The 16,276-nt window shown below is 60.7% G+C and carries 14 protein-coding genes, 1 rRNA gene and 2 pseudogenes; 10 read left to right on the top strand and 7 right to left on the bottom strand.

Annotated features, from left to right (window positions below; genetic code table 11):
- Positions 1-167 precede the first annotated feature (167 nt).
- The 4 genes from rrf (at position 168) to BT125_RS27255 (ending at position 3,997) form a co-directional block, all read left to right on the top strand.
- Positions 168-283: ribosomal RNA gene (gene rrf / locus BT125_RS27270) — 5S ribosomal RNA — on the top strand.
- 148 nt (positions 284-431) lie between these two features.
- Positions 432-1,091, top strand: coding sequence for a paraquat-inducible protein A (locus tag BT125_RS27265; protein WP_072412160.1), 660 nt, complete (start codon positions 432-434; stop codon positions 1,089-1,091).
- Positions 1,078-1,701, top strand: coding sequence for a paraquat-inducible protein A (locus BT125_RS27260; RefSeq protein ID WP_072412158.1), 624 nt, complete (start codon positions 1,078-1,080; stop codon positions 1,699-1,701). The genes BT125_RS27265 and BT125_RS27260 overlap by 14 nt, the downstream gene beginning before the upstream one ends.
- Positions 1,694-3,997: a PqiB family protein gene (locus tag BT125_RS27255; RefSeq protein WP_072412156.1), complete on the top strand. Its 2,304-nt coding sequence runs from the start codon at positions 1,694-1,696 to the stop codon at positions 3,995-3,997. Before BT125_RS27260 ends, BT125_RS27255 begins: the two co-directional genes overlap by 8 nt.
- A 183-nt stretch (positions 3,998-4,180) precedes the next feature.
- Here BT125_RS27255 and mksF read toward each other — a convergent pair whose 3' ends face one another.
- Genes mksF through mksB form a run of 3 tightly spaced genes read right to left on the bottom strand, consistent with a single transcriptional unit; the run spans position 4,181 to position 8,989 of the window.
- The gene (mksF, locus tag BT125_RS27250; protein ID WP_072412154.1) at positions 4,181-7,021 is read right to left on the bottom strand and encodes an Mks condensin complex protein MksF; all 2,841 of its coding nucleotides are present in this window, start codon (positions 7,019-7,021) and stop codon (positions 4,181-4,183) included.
- Positions 7,018-7,719, bottom strand: coding sequence for an Mks condensin complex protein MksE (gene mksE, locus BT125_RS27245; protein WP_003205590.1), 702 nt, complete (start codon positions 7,717-7,719; stop codon positions 7,018-7,020). The genes mksF and mksE overlap by 4 nt, the downstream gene beginning before the upstream one ends.
- On the bottom strand, positions 7,709-8,989 hold the full coding sequence (mksB, locus tag BT125_RS27240; protein ID WP_063325220.1) for an Mks condensin complex protein MksB: 1,281 nt from the start codon (positions 8,987-8,989) through the stop codon (positions 7,709-7,711). The genes mksE and mksB overlap by 11 nt, the downstream gene beginning before the upstream one ends.
- Before the next feature lie 181 nt (positions 8,990-9,170).
- On the opposite strand from mksB, the gene BT125_RS27235 reads away from it, so the two are divergent.
- Entirely contained in the window at positions 9,171-9,950 is a 780-nt protein-coding gene (locus BT125_RS27235; protein WP_072412152.1) for an energy transducer TonB, read from the top strand.
- Positions 9,943-10,395: a ribosomal protein S18-alanine N-acetyltransferase gene (gene rimI / locus BT125_RS27230; protein ID WP_047229376.1), complete on the top strand. Its 453-nt coding sequence runs from the start codon at positions 9,943-9,945 to the stop codon at positions 10,393-10,395. The genes BT125_RS27235 and rimI overlap by 8 nt, the downstream gene beginning before the upstream one ends.
- 187 nt (positions 10,396-10,582) lie before the next feature.
- Here rimI and BT125_RS27225 read toward each other — a convergent pair whose 3' ends face one another.
- Entirely contained in the window at positions 10,583-10,987 is a 405-nt protein-coding gene (locus BT125_RS27225) for a serine kinase/phosphatase (RefSeq protein WP_072412150.1), read from the bottom strand.
- On the opposite strand from BT125_RS27225, the gene BT125_RS29830 reads away from it, so the two are divergent.
- Positions 10,986-11,114: a hypothetical protein gene (locus BT125_RS29830; RefSeq protein WP_256573847.1), complete on the top strand. Its 129-nt coding sequence runs from the start codon at positions 10,986-10,988 to the stop codon at positions 11,112-11,114. The genes BT125_RS27225 and BT125_RS29830 overlap by 2 nt on opposite strands.
- Positions 11,115-11,119: 5 nt before the next feature.
- Complete coding sequence (gene can, locus BT125_RS27220) at positions 11,120-11,764, top strand: carbonate dehydratase (RefSeq protein ID WP_003185433.1); 645 nt, start codon at positions 11,120-11,122, stop codon at positions 11,762-11,764.
- A 10-nt stretch (positions 11,765-11,774) separates the two neighbouring features.
- On the opposite strand, the pseudogene BT125_RS29825 reads toward can, so the two are convergent.
- The 3 genes and pseudogenes from BT125_RS29825 to BT125_RS27205 form a co-directional block, all read right to left on the bottom strand.
- Positions 11,775-11,886 (bottom strand): annotated as a pseudogene (locus BT125_RS29825) (lysine methyltransferase); the annotation flags it as partial.
- A 67-nt stretch (positions 11,887-11,953) separates the two neighbouring features.
- On the bottom strand, positions 11,954-13,123 hold the full coding sequence (locus BT125_RS27210; RefSeq protein WP_072412148.1) for a hypothetical protein: 1,170 nt from the start codon (positions 13,121-13,123) through the stop codon (positions 11,954-11,956).
- A 113-nt stretch (positions 13,124-13,236) separates the two neighbouring features.
- The gene (locus tag BT125_RS27205) at positions 13,237-14,655 is read right to left on the bottom strand and encodes a short-chain fatty acid transporter (protein WP_024618910.1); all 1,419 of its coding nucleotides are present in this window, start codon (positions 14,653-14,655) and stop codon (positions 13,237-13,239) included.
- An 87-nt stretch (positions 14,656-14,742) separates the two neighbouring features.
- On the opposite strand from BT125_RS27205, the pseudogene BT125_RS30155 reads away from it, so the two are divergent.
- Together BT125_RS30155 and BT125_RS30150 are read left to right on the top strand one after the other, a co-directional pair.
- A pseudogene (locus BT125_RS30155) lies at positions 14,743-15,639 on the top strand (PAS domain-containing protein); the annotation flags it as partial.
- A gap of 108 nt (positions 15,640-15,747) precedes the next feature.
- Positions 15,748-16,179, top strand: a complete 432-nt coding sequence (locus BT125_RS30150; protein ID WP_370873836.1) for a methyl-accepting chemotaxis protein — start codon at positions 15,748-15,750, stop codon at positions 16,177-16,179.
- Positions 16,180-16,276 lie beyond the last annotated feature (97 nt).

The following is a 16,276-nucleotide window of genomic DNA, read 5'->3' as shown; positions in this document are numbered from 1 at the left end:
ACACCCAAGCAATTTGAATGCTCCAAGCCCCAGGGCGAACGAGACCAGATTGCGGTGTGTGAAGACGAAACGAACCGAAAGTTCGAGACGCTCAACCGCAACACACAAACTATCGCATACCCATTCGCTGGAACGTGACCGCAAGGCACGCGCTGGCTACCGAATTTCTTGACGACCATAGAGCATTGGAACCACCTGATCCCATCCCGAACTCAGAAGTGAAACGATGCATCGCCGATGGTAGTGTGGGGTTTCCCCATGTGAGAGTAGGTCATCGTCAAGATTAAATTCCGAAACCCCTATCTGCTGACGCAGGTAGGGGTTTTGTTTTGCCCATCATAAAAGTCTGCGAACGCTCGTAATAAATTTGCACAGTTATTTTCGAGCTGGAGCACTAGAATAGCCCCACCTTAGCTGAGCCTGAGCTGTTTATGCCCGATCCGTCAGACACTGATAGGTTGCCAGATCTTCCTCTGGGCGATTTGGTTGCGTGTCATGAGTGCGACTTGTTGATGCGCAAGCCCCAACTGGCCCATGGCGAAAAAGCCGAGTGCCCCCGCTGCGGTTATGAGCTTTATGCTCACCGGCACAATGTCGTCGAACGCAGTCTTGCGTTGGTGATCGCCGCCTTGCTGTTATATGTGCCGGCCAACTTCTTACCCATCATGCAACTCAATCTGCTTGGGCAGTCCTCCCAGGACACCGTCTGGAGTGGGGTAGTGGGTCTGTTTGATACCGGCATGCAAGGCGTCTCGGTAGTCGTGTTCCTGTGCAGCATGGGCATCCCGTTACTCAAGTTGCTTTGTCAGTTGGCGGTGCTGCTGACCATTCGCCTGGACGTTGGCCGTAGCTACGGTTTGTTGCTGTACCGCATTTATCACCATCTCCGCGACTGGGGAATGCTCGAGGTTTACCTCATGGGCGTGCTGGTGGCCATCGTCAAGTTGGCAGACATGGCAGCCATCACTGTAGGCCTTGGCTTGGTGTGTTTCATCAGTTTGTTGCTGGTCCAGGTCTGGCTGGAGGTGGTGATGTCACCGCATCAGATCTGGCAGGCGTTATCAGGAGAAGATGCCCATGCGGGCGATTGATGCCGGCATTCTGGTTTGTACGGAATGCCATGAATTGAATCGGCAGGACGCTGAAGCCGATAAACAAACCTGTACTCGCTGCGGCGCACTGATCCATCCCCGTCGCCCGAACAGCTTGATGCGAACCTGGGCATTGTTGATCACGGCCGCGATTCTTTATATCCCGGCCAATATGCTGCCGATCATGACTATCAACTCACTGGGCCAGGGCGCCCCGAGCACCATCATGGCCGGCGTCATCGAGTTGGTTCACCACGGCATGATTCCTATCGCCGCCGTGGTGTTCATCGCCAGCATCCTTGTGCCGACCTTCAAGCTGGTGGGCATCGCTTTGTTATTGTTTTCCGTGCAGCGGCACCAGCCCATGTCGGCACGGCAACGCATTTTTATGTACCGTTTCATCGAGTTCATTGGTCGTTGGTCGATGCTGGATATCTTCGTGATCGCCATTCTGGTGGCGGTGGTGAATTTTGGACGGCTCGCCAGTGTCGAAGCCGGTCTCGGCGCGATTGCTTTCGCCAGCGTAGTGATTTTGACAATGATTGCCGCAGTAACCTTCGATCCCCGACTGATTTGGGATAACACGGAGTCGGATAACGACCATGACTGATTTGCCTACCGCTAAAACCCGACCGGCTTCGAACTGGTCAGCCATCTGGGTCTTGCCGCTGATCGCATTGATCATCGGCGGCTGGCTCGGCTGGCGGGCTTATAACGAGACCGGAATCGAGATCACTGTGCGCTTTGAGAGTGGTGAAGGCATCCAAGTCAACAAAACCGAAGTCGTCTACAAAGGGATGACAGTCGGTAAAGTGACGGCGCTTACACTCGACGACGAAGGCAGTTCCAAGGGTGTGGTCGCGACCGTCGAGATGAACAAGGACGTCGAGCAGTATCTCAAGACCGGCACACGTTTCTGGCTGGTCAAGCCGAGCGTGAGCCTGGCTGGGATCACAGGCCTGGAAACTCTGGTTTCGGGTAACTACGTGGCGATCAGTCCGGGTGAAGGCGAGTCGACGCGCAAGTTCAAGGCCCTGGCCGAAGAGCCGCCGCTGTCGGACGCCAAGCCGGGTTTGCACCTGACCATCAAGGCTGACCGGTTGGGGTCGCTGAACCGTGGCAGTCCGGTGTTCTACAAGCAGATCCAGGTCGGTCAGGTGAAAAGCTACCTGCTCTCTGAAGACCAGCGCACTGTGGAAATCAAAGTCTTCATCGAGCCGACCTATGCCAGCCTGGTGCGTAAACACACGCGTTTCTGGAACGCCAGCGGCATCAGCATCGATGCCAATCTCTCGGGCGTCAAAGTGCGCAGCGAGTCCCTGGCCAGCATCGTGGCGGGAGGTATCGCGTTTGCCACGCCGGAAAACCGTAAGGACAGCCCACCGACAGACCCAAGCCTGCCGTTTCGTCTGTACGAAGATTTCGATGCCGCTGCCGCGGGGATTCGCGTCAAGGTCAAGCTCAGCGACTTCGAAGGATTGCAGGCTGGCCGTACGCCGGTGATGTACAAGGGTATCCAGGTCGGCAGCCTGAAGACTTTGAAAGTCGATCCTGACCTGTCCAGCGCCAGCGCGGAGTTGACCCTCGATCCGTTGGCCGAAGATTATCTGGTGGCCGGCGCTCAGTTTTGGGTCGTCAAGCCATCGATTTCCCTGGCGGGCATCACTGGCCTGGAGGCGTTGGTCAAGGGCAACTACATTGCCGTGCGTCCAGGCGATAAAGGTGGAGCGCCGCAACGCGAGTTTGAAGCCAGGGCGAAGGCGCCGCCGTTGGATCTGCGTTCACCGGGATTGCACCTGGTCCTGTTGACGGAGAACCTCGGATCGCTGGAGGTCGGTAGCCCGATTCTCTACAAGCAGGTCAAGGTCGGATCGGTACAGAGCTACCAGTTTTCCCGCAAGAAAAAACAACTGATCATCGGCGTGCATATCGAGAAGGAATATGAAGGCCTGGTCAACGGTTCGACGCGATTCTGGAACGCCAGCGGCGTTACCCTCACGGGCGGCTTGACCGGCGGGATACAGGTCAAGAGCGAGTCCCTGCAAAGCCTGATGGCCGGCGGGATCGCCTTCGAAACACCGGAACCGAACGTGCCGTTGAAAAGGCGCATCCCACGTTTTCGTTTGCATGCAGATCGTGAAGCCGCACAGCAGAGGGGCACGGTCGTGACGATCAAGGTCGACCGCGCCGATGGCTTGCGCAGTGGTACGCCGGTCCGCTTCAAAGGGCTGGATGTGGGTAAGATCGAAGAGGTCGATCTCAGCGCCGACATGCAATCCGTGTTGCTCACTGCGCGTATCACCGAAGTGCCGGAGCGTATCGCCCGGGTCGGGTCTCAGTTCTGGGTGGTCAAGCCTGAGTTGGGGTTGATGAAGACCTCCAACCTGGAGACGCTGGTCACAGGCCAATACATTGAAGTGCAGCCTTCGGCGAAAAACCTCGGGCCACAAAAAAGCTTCGTGGCCTTGGCCAACCCACCGGAAAGCGCTGTACCCGAAGCGGGTCTGAGCCTGGTGCTGAGTGCGGCCCGCCGTGGTTCGTTGAAGATCGGCGTGCCGGTCACCTATCGCGAGATCACCGTGGGCAAGGTCACCGGTTATGAGTTGGGCCAGACGGCGGACCGGGTGTTGATCCATATCCTGATCGAGCCCAAATATGCGCCACTGGTGCGCAGCGGCACACGCTTCTGGAACAGCAGTGGCTTCGGTTTGGACTTCGGTCTGTTCAAGGGCGCGACGGTGCGAACCGAGTCGCTTGAAACGCTGATTCAGGGCGGTATTGCGTTCGCAACGCCGGACGGTGAACGAATGGGCAATCCGGCCCGAGCGGAGCAGACCTTCCCGTTGTTCGATAAGTTTGAAGACGAATGGCTGACCTGGGCGCCGAAGATCAGTCTTGGCAAGTAGTTGTGACGCTATCGCGAGCAAGCTCGCTCCCACAGGGATGCAGGATCGTTCATCCAGAGACAGTCCAATGTGGGAGCGAGCTCGCGATGAGGCCTTCCGTTGCACTGAAGACTCACAACTAGCGCAATAAAAAAGGCCGCGGTCCATTTGGATCGCGGCCTTTTTCATGCCCGGCTATTTACTTCACACCGGATCCAGCTCCGGCTCATCGGCCTGCACATTCACCGTGGCCTTCACCGCATCGTGACGACGGATGTATTTCCAGTCCGCTTCGTCGATGTAGATGCCGTTCGGGCCGCTGCCGCCTTCCAGGTCGATGGCGACACTGGCGCAGACTTGCGGTTTCACACTGGCGAGGATCGGCACGAAGCCCAGTTGTAGGCTGGTTTCCAGCAGTGCCGCCTGGTTTTTCTCGTCGATGTCCGCCGCTTCGTCCAGGTAGTAAGGCAGGCGCACGCGACCGGCCTGTTCGCGGTCCATCAGGTGCAGCAACAAGTACATGTTGGTCAGCGCCTTGATGGTCATGGTGGTGCCGTTGGACGCCGCGCCGTCGATGTCGGTGTGGATCACGGGCTGACCATTGACCTTGGTGATCTCGAACGCCAGTTCGAACAGGTCCTTGAGACCGAGCTGGTTGTGATTCGCCGCCACCAGCCGCGCCAGGTATTCCTTGGCTTCTTCGTTCTTGTTGTCCTGCTCGGCGCTCTGGCTGAGGTCGAACACCGACAGCGTTTCGCCTTCCTCGTACTGGCCAGCGCTGTGGATGATCTGGTCGATGTGCTTGAGCGCTTCCTTGTTCGGCGCCAGGACGATGCGGAAGCTCTGCAGGTTGGACACCTGACGCTTGTTGATCTCGCGGTTGAACAGCGCCAGTTGGTGCTCGAGGCTGTCGTAGTCGCTGCGGATGTTGCGCAGGGTCCGGGCGATGTCGGTCACGGCGGCACGGCGTGCCTTGCCCAGGGTCAGTGCTTCGTCGGTGCGGTGGGCATAGGCGTTGATCAGCAGTTGCAGGCGCCGCTCCATGTCATCTTCGCTGTCGAACTTGGCCACGCCCTTGAGACGCACCTGGGCATACAACGCTTCGATCTGGCCATCGACGCGCAGCAGCCCTTGCCAGCTGTCCTGGTAGTCGTTGAGCAGCGGCAGCAGGTTGTCCATGGAGTCGTCGACCGGGTCCATGAACGGCGTGCCGAACGGCAGGTCCGCCGGGAGCAATTGACGACGGCGCAGGGCGTCGTCGAGGGTGCGTTGCTTGGCTTCCATGTCGGCGATCTGCCGGCCCACCAGTTGCAACTTGGCGGACAATTGCTGGACGCGTTCGGTGAAGGCATCGCTGGAGCGCTTGAGTTCGTCCTGGGCGGCTTCCATCTGCGCCAGTTGCTCGAGCTTCTCGCCTTCCTCGGCGCTCAGGGTCTGGCTGCGACGGAAGTCTTCCAGGGCTTTTTGCGCATCCAGTACCTGCTGGTACAGCGCCTCGGTCTGGGTCTTGCTCGCGGCGCGGTCGGCGGCCACGGCTTGTTGGGTCTTGAGCTGCTTGAGTTCTTTTTCCAGGCGCTCTTTCTGGTCCCGCAGCGCGGCACGGTCGGCCAGGGCTTGCAGGGCGGGCGGCTCGATGTGGGACAGGTCGATGGACAGCCCCGGCACTTCGAAGCGCTCACCCTTGAAGCCGTCGAGGATCAGCTCCATGGATTTGACCCACTCGCCGTTCTCGTCCAGCGCGATGCCGTGTTCGCCCAAGGGCAGGCTGAACAGGGCGCTGTTGAACAAGCGCATCAGGCGTTCGACATCCTGCTGCGAGAATTCTTCCCGCAGGCGGGCATAGCTGTTGTTGTCGGCGTGATCGAGCTGCTGCTTGACCGACTTCAGGCGTTTTTCCAGGTCCCGCAGGCGCTCTTCCAGGTCTTCGGCGCTGAATTGCCGGGACTGGGCCAGGGCACCGGCCAGTTCGTCATGGGCGTCCTTGGCGGCGAGCAGTTGTTGCTCCAGGACCTTGACGTCGTCCACCAGGGCGAAGCGGTTCTTGAGCACCGACAGTTCGCCGAGCCAGCGCTGGATGCCGCTGATTTCCCGTTCCAGGCGCATCAGTTCCTGAGTGCTGCCGCGCTGGTCGTTCTGCAAGGCATCCTGTTCGTTGCGGTAGTGCTCGGCCTGGATGGTCAGCTCTTCCTTGCGCGCGCCGGCGTAGTCCGACCAGGTGCCCAGCAACGAATCGAGCAATGGCGAGAGGCGATGCAATTTGCCGCGCAGGATATCGCGCTGCTTCACGCCATTGGCCAGGGCTTCCACCAGCGGGCCGGCGGCCACGAGGGAGTTGTAGTCCTGTTCCATGCGGCGTACGTCGCGGAAGGCTTCTTCGCACGCCGCGATGTAGTCCACGCTGCCGGAACGCAGGCTGTGCTCGAACGCATCGAGGAACAATTGCTTGAGCTTGGCCGCGGTGATTTCACGCATGTGCAGCAGGTTGATGAACAGTGCGCGGAAGGTCTTGAGGCTTTGCTCGCTGGTGGAGCGCAGCGGGATCAGCGTCAGGTCCAGCGGGATCGAGGTGTGCCCACCCACCAGCAGGCGTCGCAGTTCATCCGGCTTGAGTTCGTAGGCTTTCAGGCCTTCGCGCTCCAGGTTAGTGAACAGCTCTTTCTGCCGCAGGCACGTGTCGTTTTTCTGATAGTGGGCCAGGTCCAGTTTGCCGGCATAAGCAAAGAACTGGTGCCCGAAACCGCCGCCGGGGCCGCGACCGACCACGCCAATCACGTGCGGGCCGTGGGGCAGGGCGACTTCCACCAGGATGTAGCTGGTGTCCGAGGCAAAGTAGAAACGGCGGGATTGCTCCAGGCTGTACTTGCCGAAGCTCATGTCCGACATGCGCGCCAGGATCGGGAACTGCAAGGCGTTGATCGAGGCGGATTTACCCAGGTTGTTCGCGCCGTACACCGACAGCGGCTCTTCCAGCGGGAACAAGCCAAGGCTGTAGCCGGCGGTGTTCAAAAGGGCAAAGCGGCGGATGCCGTAGCGTTCCTTGCTCATGCGTCGGTCTCCTGTTCTTCGGCAATGGCGCGGGCCAGGGCGTCTTCTTCGCTTTCACCTTCGAATTCGCTGAGGTCCAGCGGATCATCGGTCTGCAGCAGTTTTTCGTCGCTGTCTTCGTCGATCAATACCGGTACCGGCAACGGCAGCACGCTGTGCAGGCTGGCGGCCAGGTCGCGGTCCTGCTGGACCGACAGGCAGACGTCGAGGAAGCGGTGCATCGGCGGCAGGAAGCGGTACACGCCGTTTTCTTCGCTGGCAAAGCCCAGTTGGGTCATGCGGCGCATGATTTTTTCTTCCAACTCTTCCTGGGTCTGTACTTCGGCCTGGATGAACAGGTCGCGGTATTTTTCAAGCAGCGAAGGCAGCTCGTCGCGGCCCAGGCTGCCGCCGTCGAGCACGGCGATCGGGTCGCGGCCCTGGTCGGCCAGGTGCTCGACCAGGATGAAGGTGAACAGGGCCAGGCGCTGGGCGGTCTTGTTCACCGCCGCGGCGGCCAGGTCCGGTACGAAGTAGTAGAAGCCACGGGTGTCGCACACCAGCTCGAAGCCCAGGGCCTTGAACAGCGTGCGGTACTGGTCCTGGAAGTTCGACAGTTGGGCGTACAGCTCCGGGTCGCGGCGGCTGACGTGGTAACCCTTGAACAGCTCGCGGAAGATCGGCGCCAGCTGGGACAGTTCGGATAGATCAAGATGCATGGGGGATGCTCGCAGAATCCTCGGCGGCGGTGTCGCCGGCCGAGAGCAGGGCGAAGGAGCGCAGGCTGACCTGATGCTCGTGAGTGTGGTAGTCGCGGCGCTCCAGACGCTCGCGCTTGAAGCGTTTTTCCCGCGACAGGCGCGAGAACCAGTACAGCAATTCGTCGGTGGCGCCGTCCGGTTCCTGTTCCAGCAGCCAGGTCATCAGGTCCGGCATCGGCAGGGCGTCCTCGCAACGCTCGACCATTTCGCGCACGGTGCGTGGCGCGCGCGGTGCTTCGCCACCCTTGTGGGTCTTGTGAGACTTGGGGAAACGCGCCGGTTTCGGCTCGAAACGGGCCAGGGCATAGACATAGGCTTCGACCTGGCTGGCACTGCCCAGGAAGGTGCTTTGCGGCCGGGTGAACAGCGGCATGGCGGCTTGCGGCACGGCGTCGATGCCTTTGCGGCGAATGGCGGCCAGGGCCAGTGCGGCGCCACGGGTCACGGCGTTGTGGCGGCGGGCTTCCTCACGCAAGGGCAGCAGCAGCTCGCGGGCATGGCGCAAGGTCAACTGGGCGCTGGTCTGCATCTCGAGGATGCGCGCGTGGGTACGCAGCAGCATGTCGTCGTCCACCAGGTGGCCGAGGCGCTGCTGTTCGGTGAGCATGCGCAACAGCACGTTCTCGACCTTGCGCACGCCTTGCTCGAAGGCGCCGTCGGCGTTCACCAATTGGATCATCGGCTCGACGTATTCGTCCCAGGTCGCCAATACTTCGGCGTAGCGTTGACGCAGCGGGATCTGCCGGTCGCTGGTCTTGGCCCGTTCGGCCACGGCCACCAGGGCCTGTTCGTCGTTGGCGAGTTTCTTGAGGACGTCGCGCACGCGCATGTCCAGCAGGCGCAACTGGCGGGCCAGGTCGTTGCCGTCGCGAATGTCGAAGGCGTCCTGGATGTAACCGGCCAGGCGCTCGAGGTGGCGCAGGTAGGCTTCGATTTCCAGGCACAGGCCCAGGCGGTGTTCGCGGCGCAGGTAGGCGAGAAAATCATGGATCTGGGCGTTGAGCTCGAAACGGTTCGGGCTTTTCGCCACCGGTACGAGGATGTCCAGGCGGATCCACACGTCCAGCAGGCTGGTGATGTCCTGGGGCGTGCTGTCCAGTTGTTGGGCGGCCAGCTGTGAACGCAATTCGTTGAGGCTCAGGGTGCCCTGGTCGAAGTGCTCGCACAAAGGTTCCAGCAATGCCCAGTGTTCAGCGAGGGCGCGCAACACGCGCTTGGGTTCGATCATCGCAATGGCCGTCGGGTTGGCAATTAAAAGCGGCGATTGTACTGCATCGAGCCGGTTGCGATTCACCCCTTGGACGGACTGTCGTTCTCTATCGATCAACAATTGCTCCAACAGGGAAGCGATCCGCGTCGAAGGGCGGTAGAATCGCTTCCACTTTCAGTTATCCACAAGTGGCCGACCCTTGCTTATCGAGTCCCGTCGCCGCGCCTATCTGACCGCCATGCAGGTGGTCAACTGGCTGCCGCGTACCGAATTGCCGTTCGCCGCCCCGTCGCGGCCCGAGCTGTTGGAAGCGCCCGAGCCCGAGTACACCGCGCCGGCGATGACCGCACCTGTGGTCAAGACAGTCGCCGAGCCGCCAGCGCCAGCCCCCGAGCGGCCAAAAATCGAAGTGCCGCGCCCGAGCCTGGCCTCGACCCGAACCAATGCCAAGCCGGTGGAGGAGGTTGTGGAGGCGCCGCCCAAGGCTCCCTACGTCGCTCCGCCGCGTTTCGCCCTGCAACTGCTGCGGGCCGGACGTTGCCTGCTGTTGGTGGAGTTGCCCACGGGCGAGCCGTTCCAAAGCCGCGATCCGGCCTACTTGCTGCTCAAGGACATGCTGCGCGCCGCCGGTCTGCCGGACAGCCCGCAAATCATCGGCGAGCCGGTGCGTTGGCCATTGTTGTCACGCGGCACCATGGACCAGGGGCCGGAAGCGGCGCGGGATTTCGTCCAGGGCTTCGTTTCGGCGCGGCTCGAAGACGAGCCCTGCGTGTGCCTGTGGTTGATCGGCCTGCCGGCGGTGAAGTTTGCCGGCGAGGCGGATGCCGAAGCGTTCAATCGCGAACTGCAGGTCGAAGGCCTGGGCTCGGCCTGGGCGTTGCCCGGGCTGGAACTGTTAATGGAAACGCCACAGCGCAAGGCTGATGTCTGGCAAGCCATGCGCCGGCTGATGACGCGCTGGAAAGAATCGAATGAGTGACGCTGTATCGTTCCGCCCGATGACCGAGGCGGACCTCGACGCTGTACTGAAAATCGAATACGCGGCCTACAGCCACCCCTGGACCCGCGGGATATTTCTCGACGGGCTGGGCAAATACCAGATCTGGCTGATGTTCGAAGGCCAGCAGCAAGTGGGCCATGGCGTGGTGCAGATCATCCTGGATGAGGCGCACCTGCTCAACATTACCGTCAAGCCGGAAAACCAGGGCCGTGGCCTGGGGTTGCGTTTGTTGGAACACCTGATGTCGATTGCCTACAAGGCCGAGGCCCGGGAATGCTTCCTGGAAGTGCGCGACAGCAACCGCACGGCGTTCCGCTTGTATGAGCGCTATGGCTTCAACGAAGTGGGCCGGCGCCGGGATTACTACCCGGCGGTGGGTGGGCGTGAGGATGCGGTGGTCATGGCCTGCACCTTGGTGGACTGAAGCGTCGTGACCCCATGTGGGAGCGAGCTTGCTCGCGAAGACGGCGGTACATTCGACATCGATGCAAACTGATCCACCGCTATCGCGAGCAAGCTCGCTCCCACATGTGTTTGTGTTTGATCACACACTTGATGTACACCACCAGGCCCCTGTGGGAGCGAGCTTGCTCGCGATGGCGATTGCCGGGTCAACGCTTGCCATCCAGCGGATCGATATCCGCCATTTCCGCCTCATCCAGCCCGTCGCCCCCGCCAATGTCGTTTTCGTCCACTACGCTCAGGTCCCAGTCGGCTTGACCATCGTCACCCGCTTCGTGGGCATCGCGCGCGCCGTCTTCGCGGATGAGGGTTTCGGGGCTCATGTCGTCGTCGGTCGGTTGGTGATCGTCCGTCGAAGCCCCCGTCATGCCCGCTTCACGCACGCGTTCACGAGGCATCAGCTGCTCGCGTTCGTCTTGCGGCAATTCGTCGCCGATTTTCGCGCTGGGCTGCTCGTCGTCGAACTCCAACTCATGCATGGAGCCCATGCGATCTTCATTGTCGTCGATGGGTTCCGGTTGCGTCGCATCGAAAGGGCGTCGTGAATCATTCATGGCAATTCCTCCTACTGTGGGCCTTACTGGTGTCGACCGACAGCGCAGCCAGGAATTCCAATGCATCGCCGACGTGACCTCGATCGGCGGTCGTCTGTCACAGTTGCGCACTCTCTATCGAGGCTAGACAGCATGAACGAATTACAAGATCTGATTGATAACAACGCGCGCTGGGCCGATGCGATCAAGCAGGAGGATCCTGACTTTTTCGCCAAGCTGGCTCGTCAGCAAACCCCAGAGTATCTGTGGATCGGCTGTTCCGATGCGCGGGTGCCGGCCAATGAGATCGTCGGCATGCTGCCGGGCGATCTGTTCGTGCACCGCAACGTGGCCAACGTGGTGCTGCACACCGACCTCAACTGCCTGTCGGTGATCCAGTACGCGGTGGACGTGCTCAAGGTCAAACACATCCTGGTCACCGGCCATTATGGCTGTGGCGGCGTGCGTGCCTCGATGCAGGACCGCCAACTGGGCTTGATCGACGGCTGGCTGCGCTCGATTCGCGACCTGTACTACGAACATCGCGAGGCGTTGGGCCAGTTGCCGACCGAAGAAGAACGGGTCGACCGCCTGTGCGAACTCAACGTGATCCAGCAGGTGGCTAACGTCGGCCATACCAGCATCGTGCAGAACGCCTGGCACCGTGGGCAGAAACTGTCGATACATGGCTGCATCTACGGCATCAAGGACGGACGCTGGAAGAGCCTGGACACCACGATCAGCGGCTTCGAGCAATTGCCGCCGCAGTATCGGCTGCGTCCGGTCGGCGCGCCCTGACGCCGGCTCGTCAGTTGCGATGACACTGGCGACGCCAGTGCCGTAGAAAAGGTCATTCCCTGCTCATTGGGCGGTTCGTCATACCCGGTAATCCAGCCATGACAGTTGTACGAACCGCATTGAGTCTGACAGGGGCGCTAAAGCGCTTCCCGTGTCAGCGCAAACTTACACGGGAAGGCGCCTCAAGGTTTACACCGCCTCGGCAGGCAGCGGCATGGGCACTTTAAGTTGCGGAAGTTGCGACTTGATCGCTGGCGTTTCGCATTTTTTCGCCGCATCTGCCTCGCTCAGTTTACGCACCGAGGTATAGAACAACTCGCAGGTCTTTTCTTTTTGCGTGACCTGCCAGGTCTGCGTGCACTGGTTCAGCAGGGTGCTCGGGTCGGTGCCCGGCTTGCTGCCCATGCCGGCTTGCCAGCAGGCGGCGCTCAGGTCCTGGCCCATGACTTTCAAGCCGGCGGCATCCGCCTTGGCTTCGTCTCCGTCGTAATTTTCCTTGTCAGCGGCATACCAGATATAGCTCGGGTGGTTGGAGCCCAGGACCGGGACCTTGATCCCCGCGGTCGGCGTGATGGTCGCCAGGCCGAGCACGCCCACAGTCTGCCCGTACTGGGTCTTGATCCAGTTCCGAACGGGCGCTCCGAAGGCCACCATCGGCAATGCGGCGCCGCTGGCGGTTTGGGTGACCTGTGTGACCATGGTGGTCTGGTAATCGTTGAAGTAGCTGTAGAGCCCCTCCAATGTGCTGCCAGCATTGGACGGCGCGGCGATGGGCGCGATGTCGATGATGGTCTGGTAGGCCGGCGTCTGGTCAGCGGCAATGCCGTTGACAGTGAGCAGCGTGGCCCAGCGATCAGTGGTCGCCGACTCCAGGTAATCCTGGGCCTGGGTCAGGGAGTAGTCCGGCGGGAAGTGCAGCAACTCGACACTCTTGCGGTTTTCCAGGGCCATGCCCAGCGGCAGGAACAGGTACCAGTTGTAGGACCATTTCTTGTCGCTGTTGAGTTTCGAGGCTCCGTTGTACGCCAGGTCCCCGGCGTCGAGCAGCGCCTTCAGCGGTTGGCCGTAGTTCTTGGGCACGCCGTCGATGCTGGCATAGACCTTATCGTTGTCGATGTTGACCTGGACCTTGGCGGTGTCGTAGCCGTCGCGCTGCACACTTTGGGTCAGGTAATGCTCGACGGTCTGCTCTAGGGTCCAGTCGCGAAAACAAATGACGTTGCAGTTGTTGGGGTAGGCAAAGAGGCGGGTGACGCGCTCGGTGCTGCCCAGCTGTACGTCGATCTTGGTAACGTCGGCGGCCTGGGCGGTGACGCTCAGGGTAAGGGCGGCAAGAGGAAGCACTGCGAGTTTGAACATGCTCAGATCCTTTTCAGCGTGAGGGACCCCCAAAAGCAGGGCGTATCCATACTGAAACAGACCGAGCCGAAGAAGAAGTGGGCCGATGGAAATATCGGCCCTTTTTTATGGCTTTATGGCATCACTGGCGGCAAATAACTCAATGTCGTCCCCAGCGCCCATAGCAACGCCAGGACCAAGGGCGTATGCACCAGCAACTGCACGAAGGAAAAACCGATCAAGTCCCTCGCCTTCAGCCCCAACACCCCCAACAACGGCAGCATGTAGAACGGATTGATGAGGTTGGGCAGCGCTTCGGCGGCGTTGTAGATCTGCACGGCCCAGCCCAGGTGATAGTTCAGGTCGTTGGCCACCTGCATGACGTAGGGCGCTTCAATGATCCACTTGCCGCCGCCGGAAGGAATGAAAAAGCCCAGCACCGCCGAATAGACACCCATCAGCAAGGCGTAGGTGTCATGGGAGGCGATCTGGACGAAAAAGGTCGAGATATGGTGGGCCAGGGTCTGGGCATCGCTGCCCTTGACCGTGGTCAACAGCGCGGCGATCGAGCCGTACAATGGAAACTGGATCAGCACCCCCGTGGTGGTCGGCACCGCGCGGGCCACGGCGTCGAGGAAGCTGCGCGGCCGCCAGTGCAGCAAGGCGCCCAGCATGATGAACAGGAAGTTATAGGTGTTGAGCCCGGAAATAGCACTGATCGCGGGCTTGGTCGAAAATTCATGGAACAGCCAGCCGGCGGCCAGCAACACCAGCGCTATGGTCAGCAGCGGACTGTGCTCCAGCCATTCTCCCGGCCGGGTACGGGGTTGCAACGCGGGCATGCTGAAACTCGGGTCGATTCCGCAAGCGGCGGCGTCACGTGCGCTGTTGGGGCCGGGAGCGGTGGCATAGGCGACAATCAACGAGATCACGATCAGCGCCAGCAGCATCACGCCCGACTGCCAGAGGAAAATCGTCTGGGTGAACGGAATGACGCCGGTAATCGACAGGATCGAAGGCGGCAGGCTGGCCGGGTTGGCCTGCAATTGCGCCGCCGACGAAGACAAACCCAGCGCCCACACCGCGCCCAGGCCCAGGTAGGCAGCGGCACCGGCGGCGCGGTAATCCATCTTCAGGTCGGTGCGCCGGGCGAGGGCGCGCACCAGTAAGCCGCCAAACACCAGCGACAGGCCCCAGTTGAGCAACGACGCGACCATGGAAATCAGCGCTACCCACGCTACCGCGGAGCGACCGTTAGTCGGAATGCGCGCCAGGCGATCGATCAACTTGACGGCGGGCGGCGAGCTGGCGACCACGTAACCGCCAATCACCACGAAGGCCATTTGCATGGTGAACGGGATCAGGCTCCAGAAGCCGTCGCCGAACGCCATGGCCGCTGCCGTGGGCGTGGCGCCGATGAATTGCGTCGCCACGGCGACCACCAGCACCGCCAGTGCGGCGAAGACCCAGGAGTCGGGGAACCAGCGCTCGGCGAAACTGGAACAGCGCAAGGCGAAGCGGGCAGAACGGCTGTCTTCGATGTCAGTGGTCACGGACAATTACCTCGTTTTTATGGTTATGGGTTATTGATGGCGGCAAGGCTTCAAAGGTCAGGGCAACAGTAGAACAATCCAGTGACCATGGGAGGTTTATCGGGTTCGAGGTCACCCGGGAATATTTTCGCGCTCTTTAGAAAAAAAATGCCGGGCCGATGGCAAGGGAACAGCCAATTAATTGTTCTGCTGTTCCTGGAGCTGCCCATGTTCAACAACCGCCTGAAGCAGGAGCTACTGGCTCTTCGCCAAGAACTGTCCAGCCTTGTGCAAGTCAAGGAAAGCCTGGACCGTGAAATGCTTGGTCTCACCCTGGATGCCGATGGAAGGATGCAATCGGTCAATCAGAATTTCCTCGACGAGATGCACTACAAGAGCCAGGACCTGATCGGCCGGCCTGTGGATGAGTTGGTGCCCGCGTATTTGAAATCCAATGAATTCCAGATTCGCTTCAAGTCGGCGCTGACCCGTGGCGAGCACTTCTCCGGTGCCGTGCGCTTGCTGCGGGGCAATGGCCAGGAGGCCTGGCTGCGTTCGATCCTCCAGCCTGTACGGAATGCCGACGGGCGGATCCGCTTTTTTTCGATGTATGCCAGTGACCTGACCCGCACCATCGAGGCTTCCCGTGAGCATGAAAACCTCATCGGTGCGTTGGTGCGTTCAACGGCGGTGATCGAGTTCGATCTGGGCGGCCACGTACTGACGGCCAACGATCGCTTCCTCAATGCTATGGGCTATAACCTCGCGCAGATCAAGGGCAAGCATCACCGCATGTTTTGTGAGCCCGAGGAGTACAACAGCGCGGACTACCAACAATTCTGGAAGCGGCTGAACAGTGGCGAGTTCGTGGCCGGGCGCTTCAAGCGCATCGACAGCAACGGCCGCGAAGTCTGGCTGGAAGCCTCCTACAACCCGGTGCTCGATGCCAACGAGCGACTGTACAAAGTGGTCAAGTTCGCCACCAACATCACGGACCAGGTCAATCAGGAAAAAGCCGTCGCCGAAGCGGCCAACATTGCCTATAGCACCTCGTTGCAGACCGACAACAGCGCCCAGCGCGGCACGACTGTGGTGACCCAGGCCGTGGATGTGATGCGCGACCTGGCCCGGCACATGCAAACCGCTGGCGAAGGCATCGAGGCGTTGAACGAGCAATCCCTGGTGATCGGCACCATCGTCAAGACCATCAGTGGCATCGCCGAACAGACCAACCTGCTGGCGCTCAACGCCGCCATCGAAGCGGCCCGGGCCGGCGAGCAAGGGCGGGGTTTTGCGGTGGTGGCCGATGAGGTGCGCCAACTGGCATCGCGCACCAGCCAGGCGACCGATGAAATCGTCGGCGTGGTCCGCCAGAACCAGGACATGGCCCGCAACGCCGTGGCGCTGATGACCGACGGCCAGCATCAGGCCGAGCATGGCCTGGCCCTGGCCGCCGAGGCGGGGACGGTGATCGTCGAGATCCAGGACGGGGCGAAGAAGGTGGTCGATGCCGTGAGCCAGTTTGCCAATCAGTTGTCCACTTGAGGTTATTATTGTTTTTTACATATTAATTATTGTTTTGCGATAATTTTACGGCTATGTTTTGGGCTCCCTTATTCTATTGGAGCCTCACATGCACTCG

The organism is Pseudomonas sp. NFACC04-2, from assembly GCF_900119265.1.
GTDB classification, from domain to species: domain Bacteria; phylum Pseudomonadota; class Gammaproteobacteria; order Pseudomonadales; family Pseudomonadaceae; genus Aquipseudomonas; species Aquipseudomonas fluorescens_AA.
This window is presented reverse-complemented; position numbering and strand designations above follow the sequence as displayed.

What these genes read in the sequence shown, in the direction of transcription:
- BT125_RS27265 (WP_072412160.1), top strand. Translation starts at nt 432, where the DNA reads ATGCCCGATCCGTCAGACACTGATAGGTTGCCAGATCTTCCTCTGGGC.
- BT125_RS27260 (WP_072412158.1), top strand. Translation starts at nt 1,078, where the DNA reads ATGCGGGCGATTGATGCCGGCATTCTGGTTTGTACGGAATGCCATGAA.
- BT125_RS27255 (WP_072412156.1), top strand. Translation starts at nt 1,694, where the DNA reads ATGACTGATTTGCCTACCGCTAAAACCCGACCGGCTTCGAACTGGTCA.
- mksF (WP_072412154.1), bottom strand. Translation starts at nt 7,021, where the DNA reads ATGAGCAAGGAACGCTACGGCATCCGCCGCTTTGCCCTTTTGAACACC.
- mksE (WP_003205590.1), bottom strand. Translation starts at nt 7,719, where the DNA reads ATGCATCTTGATCTATCCGAACTGTCCCAGCTGGCGCCGATCTTCCGC.
- mksB (WP_063325220.1), bottom strand. Translation starts at nt 8,989, where the DNA reads ATGATCGAACCCAAGCGCGTGTTGCGCGCCCTCGCTGAACACTGGGCA.
- rimI (WP_047229376.1), top strand. Translation starts at nt 9,943, where the DNA reads ATGAGTGACGCTGTATCGTTCCGCCCGATGACCGAGGCGGACCTCGAC.
- BT125_RS29830 (WP_256573847.1), top strand. Translation starts at nt 10,986, where the DNA reads ATGGCAATTCCTCCTACTGTGGGCCTTACTGGTGTCGACCGACAGCGC.
- BT125_RS27225 (WP_072412150.1), bottom strand. Translation starts at nt 10,987, where the DNA reads ATGAATGATTCACGACGCCCTTTCGATGCGACGCAACCGGAACCCATC.
- can (WP_003185433.1), top strand. Translation starts at nt 11,120, where the DNA reads ATGAACGAATTACAAGATCTGATTGATAACAACGCGCGCTGGGCCGAT.
- BT125_RS27210 (WP_072412148.1), bottom strand. Translation starts at nt 13,123, where the DNA reads ATGTTCAAACTCGCAGTGCTTCCTCTTGCCGCCCTTACCCTGAGCGTC.
- BT125_RS30150 (WP_370873836.1), top strand. Translation starts at nt 15,748, where the DNA reads ATGCGCGACCTGGCCCGGCACATGCAAACCGCTGGCGAAGGCATCGAG.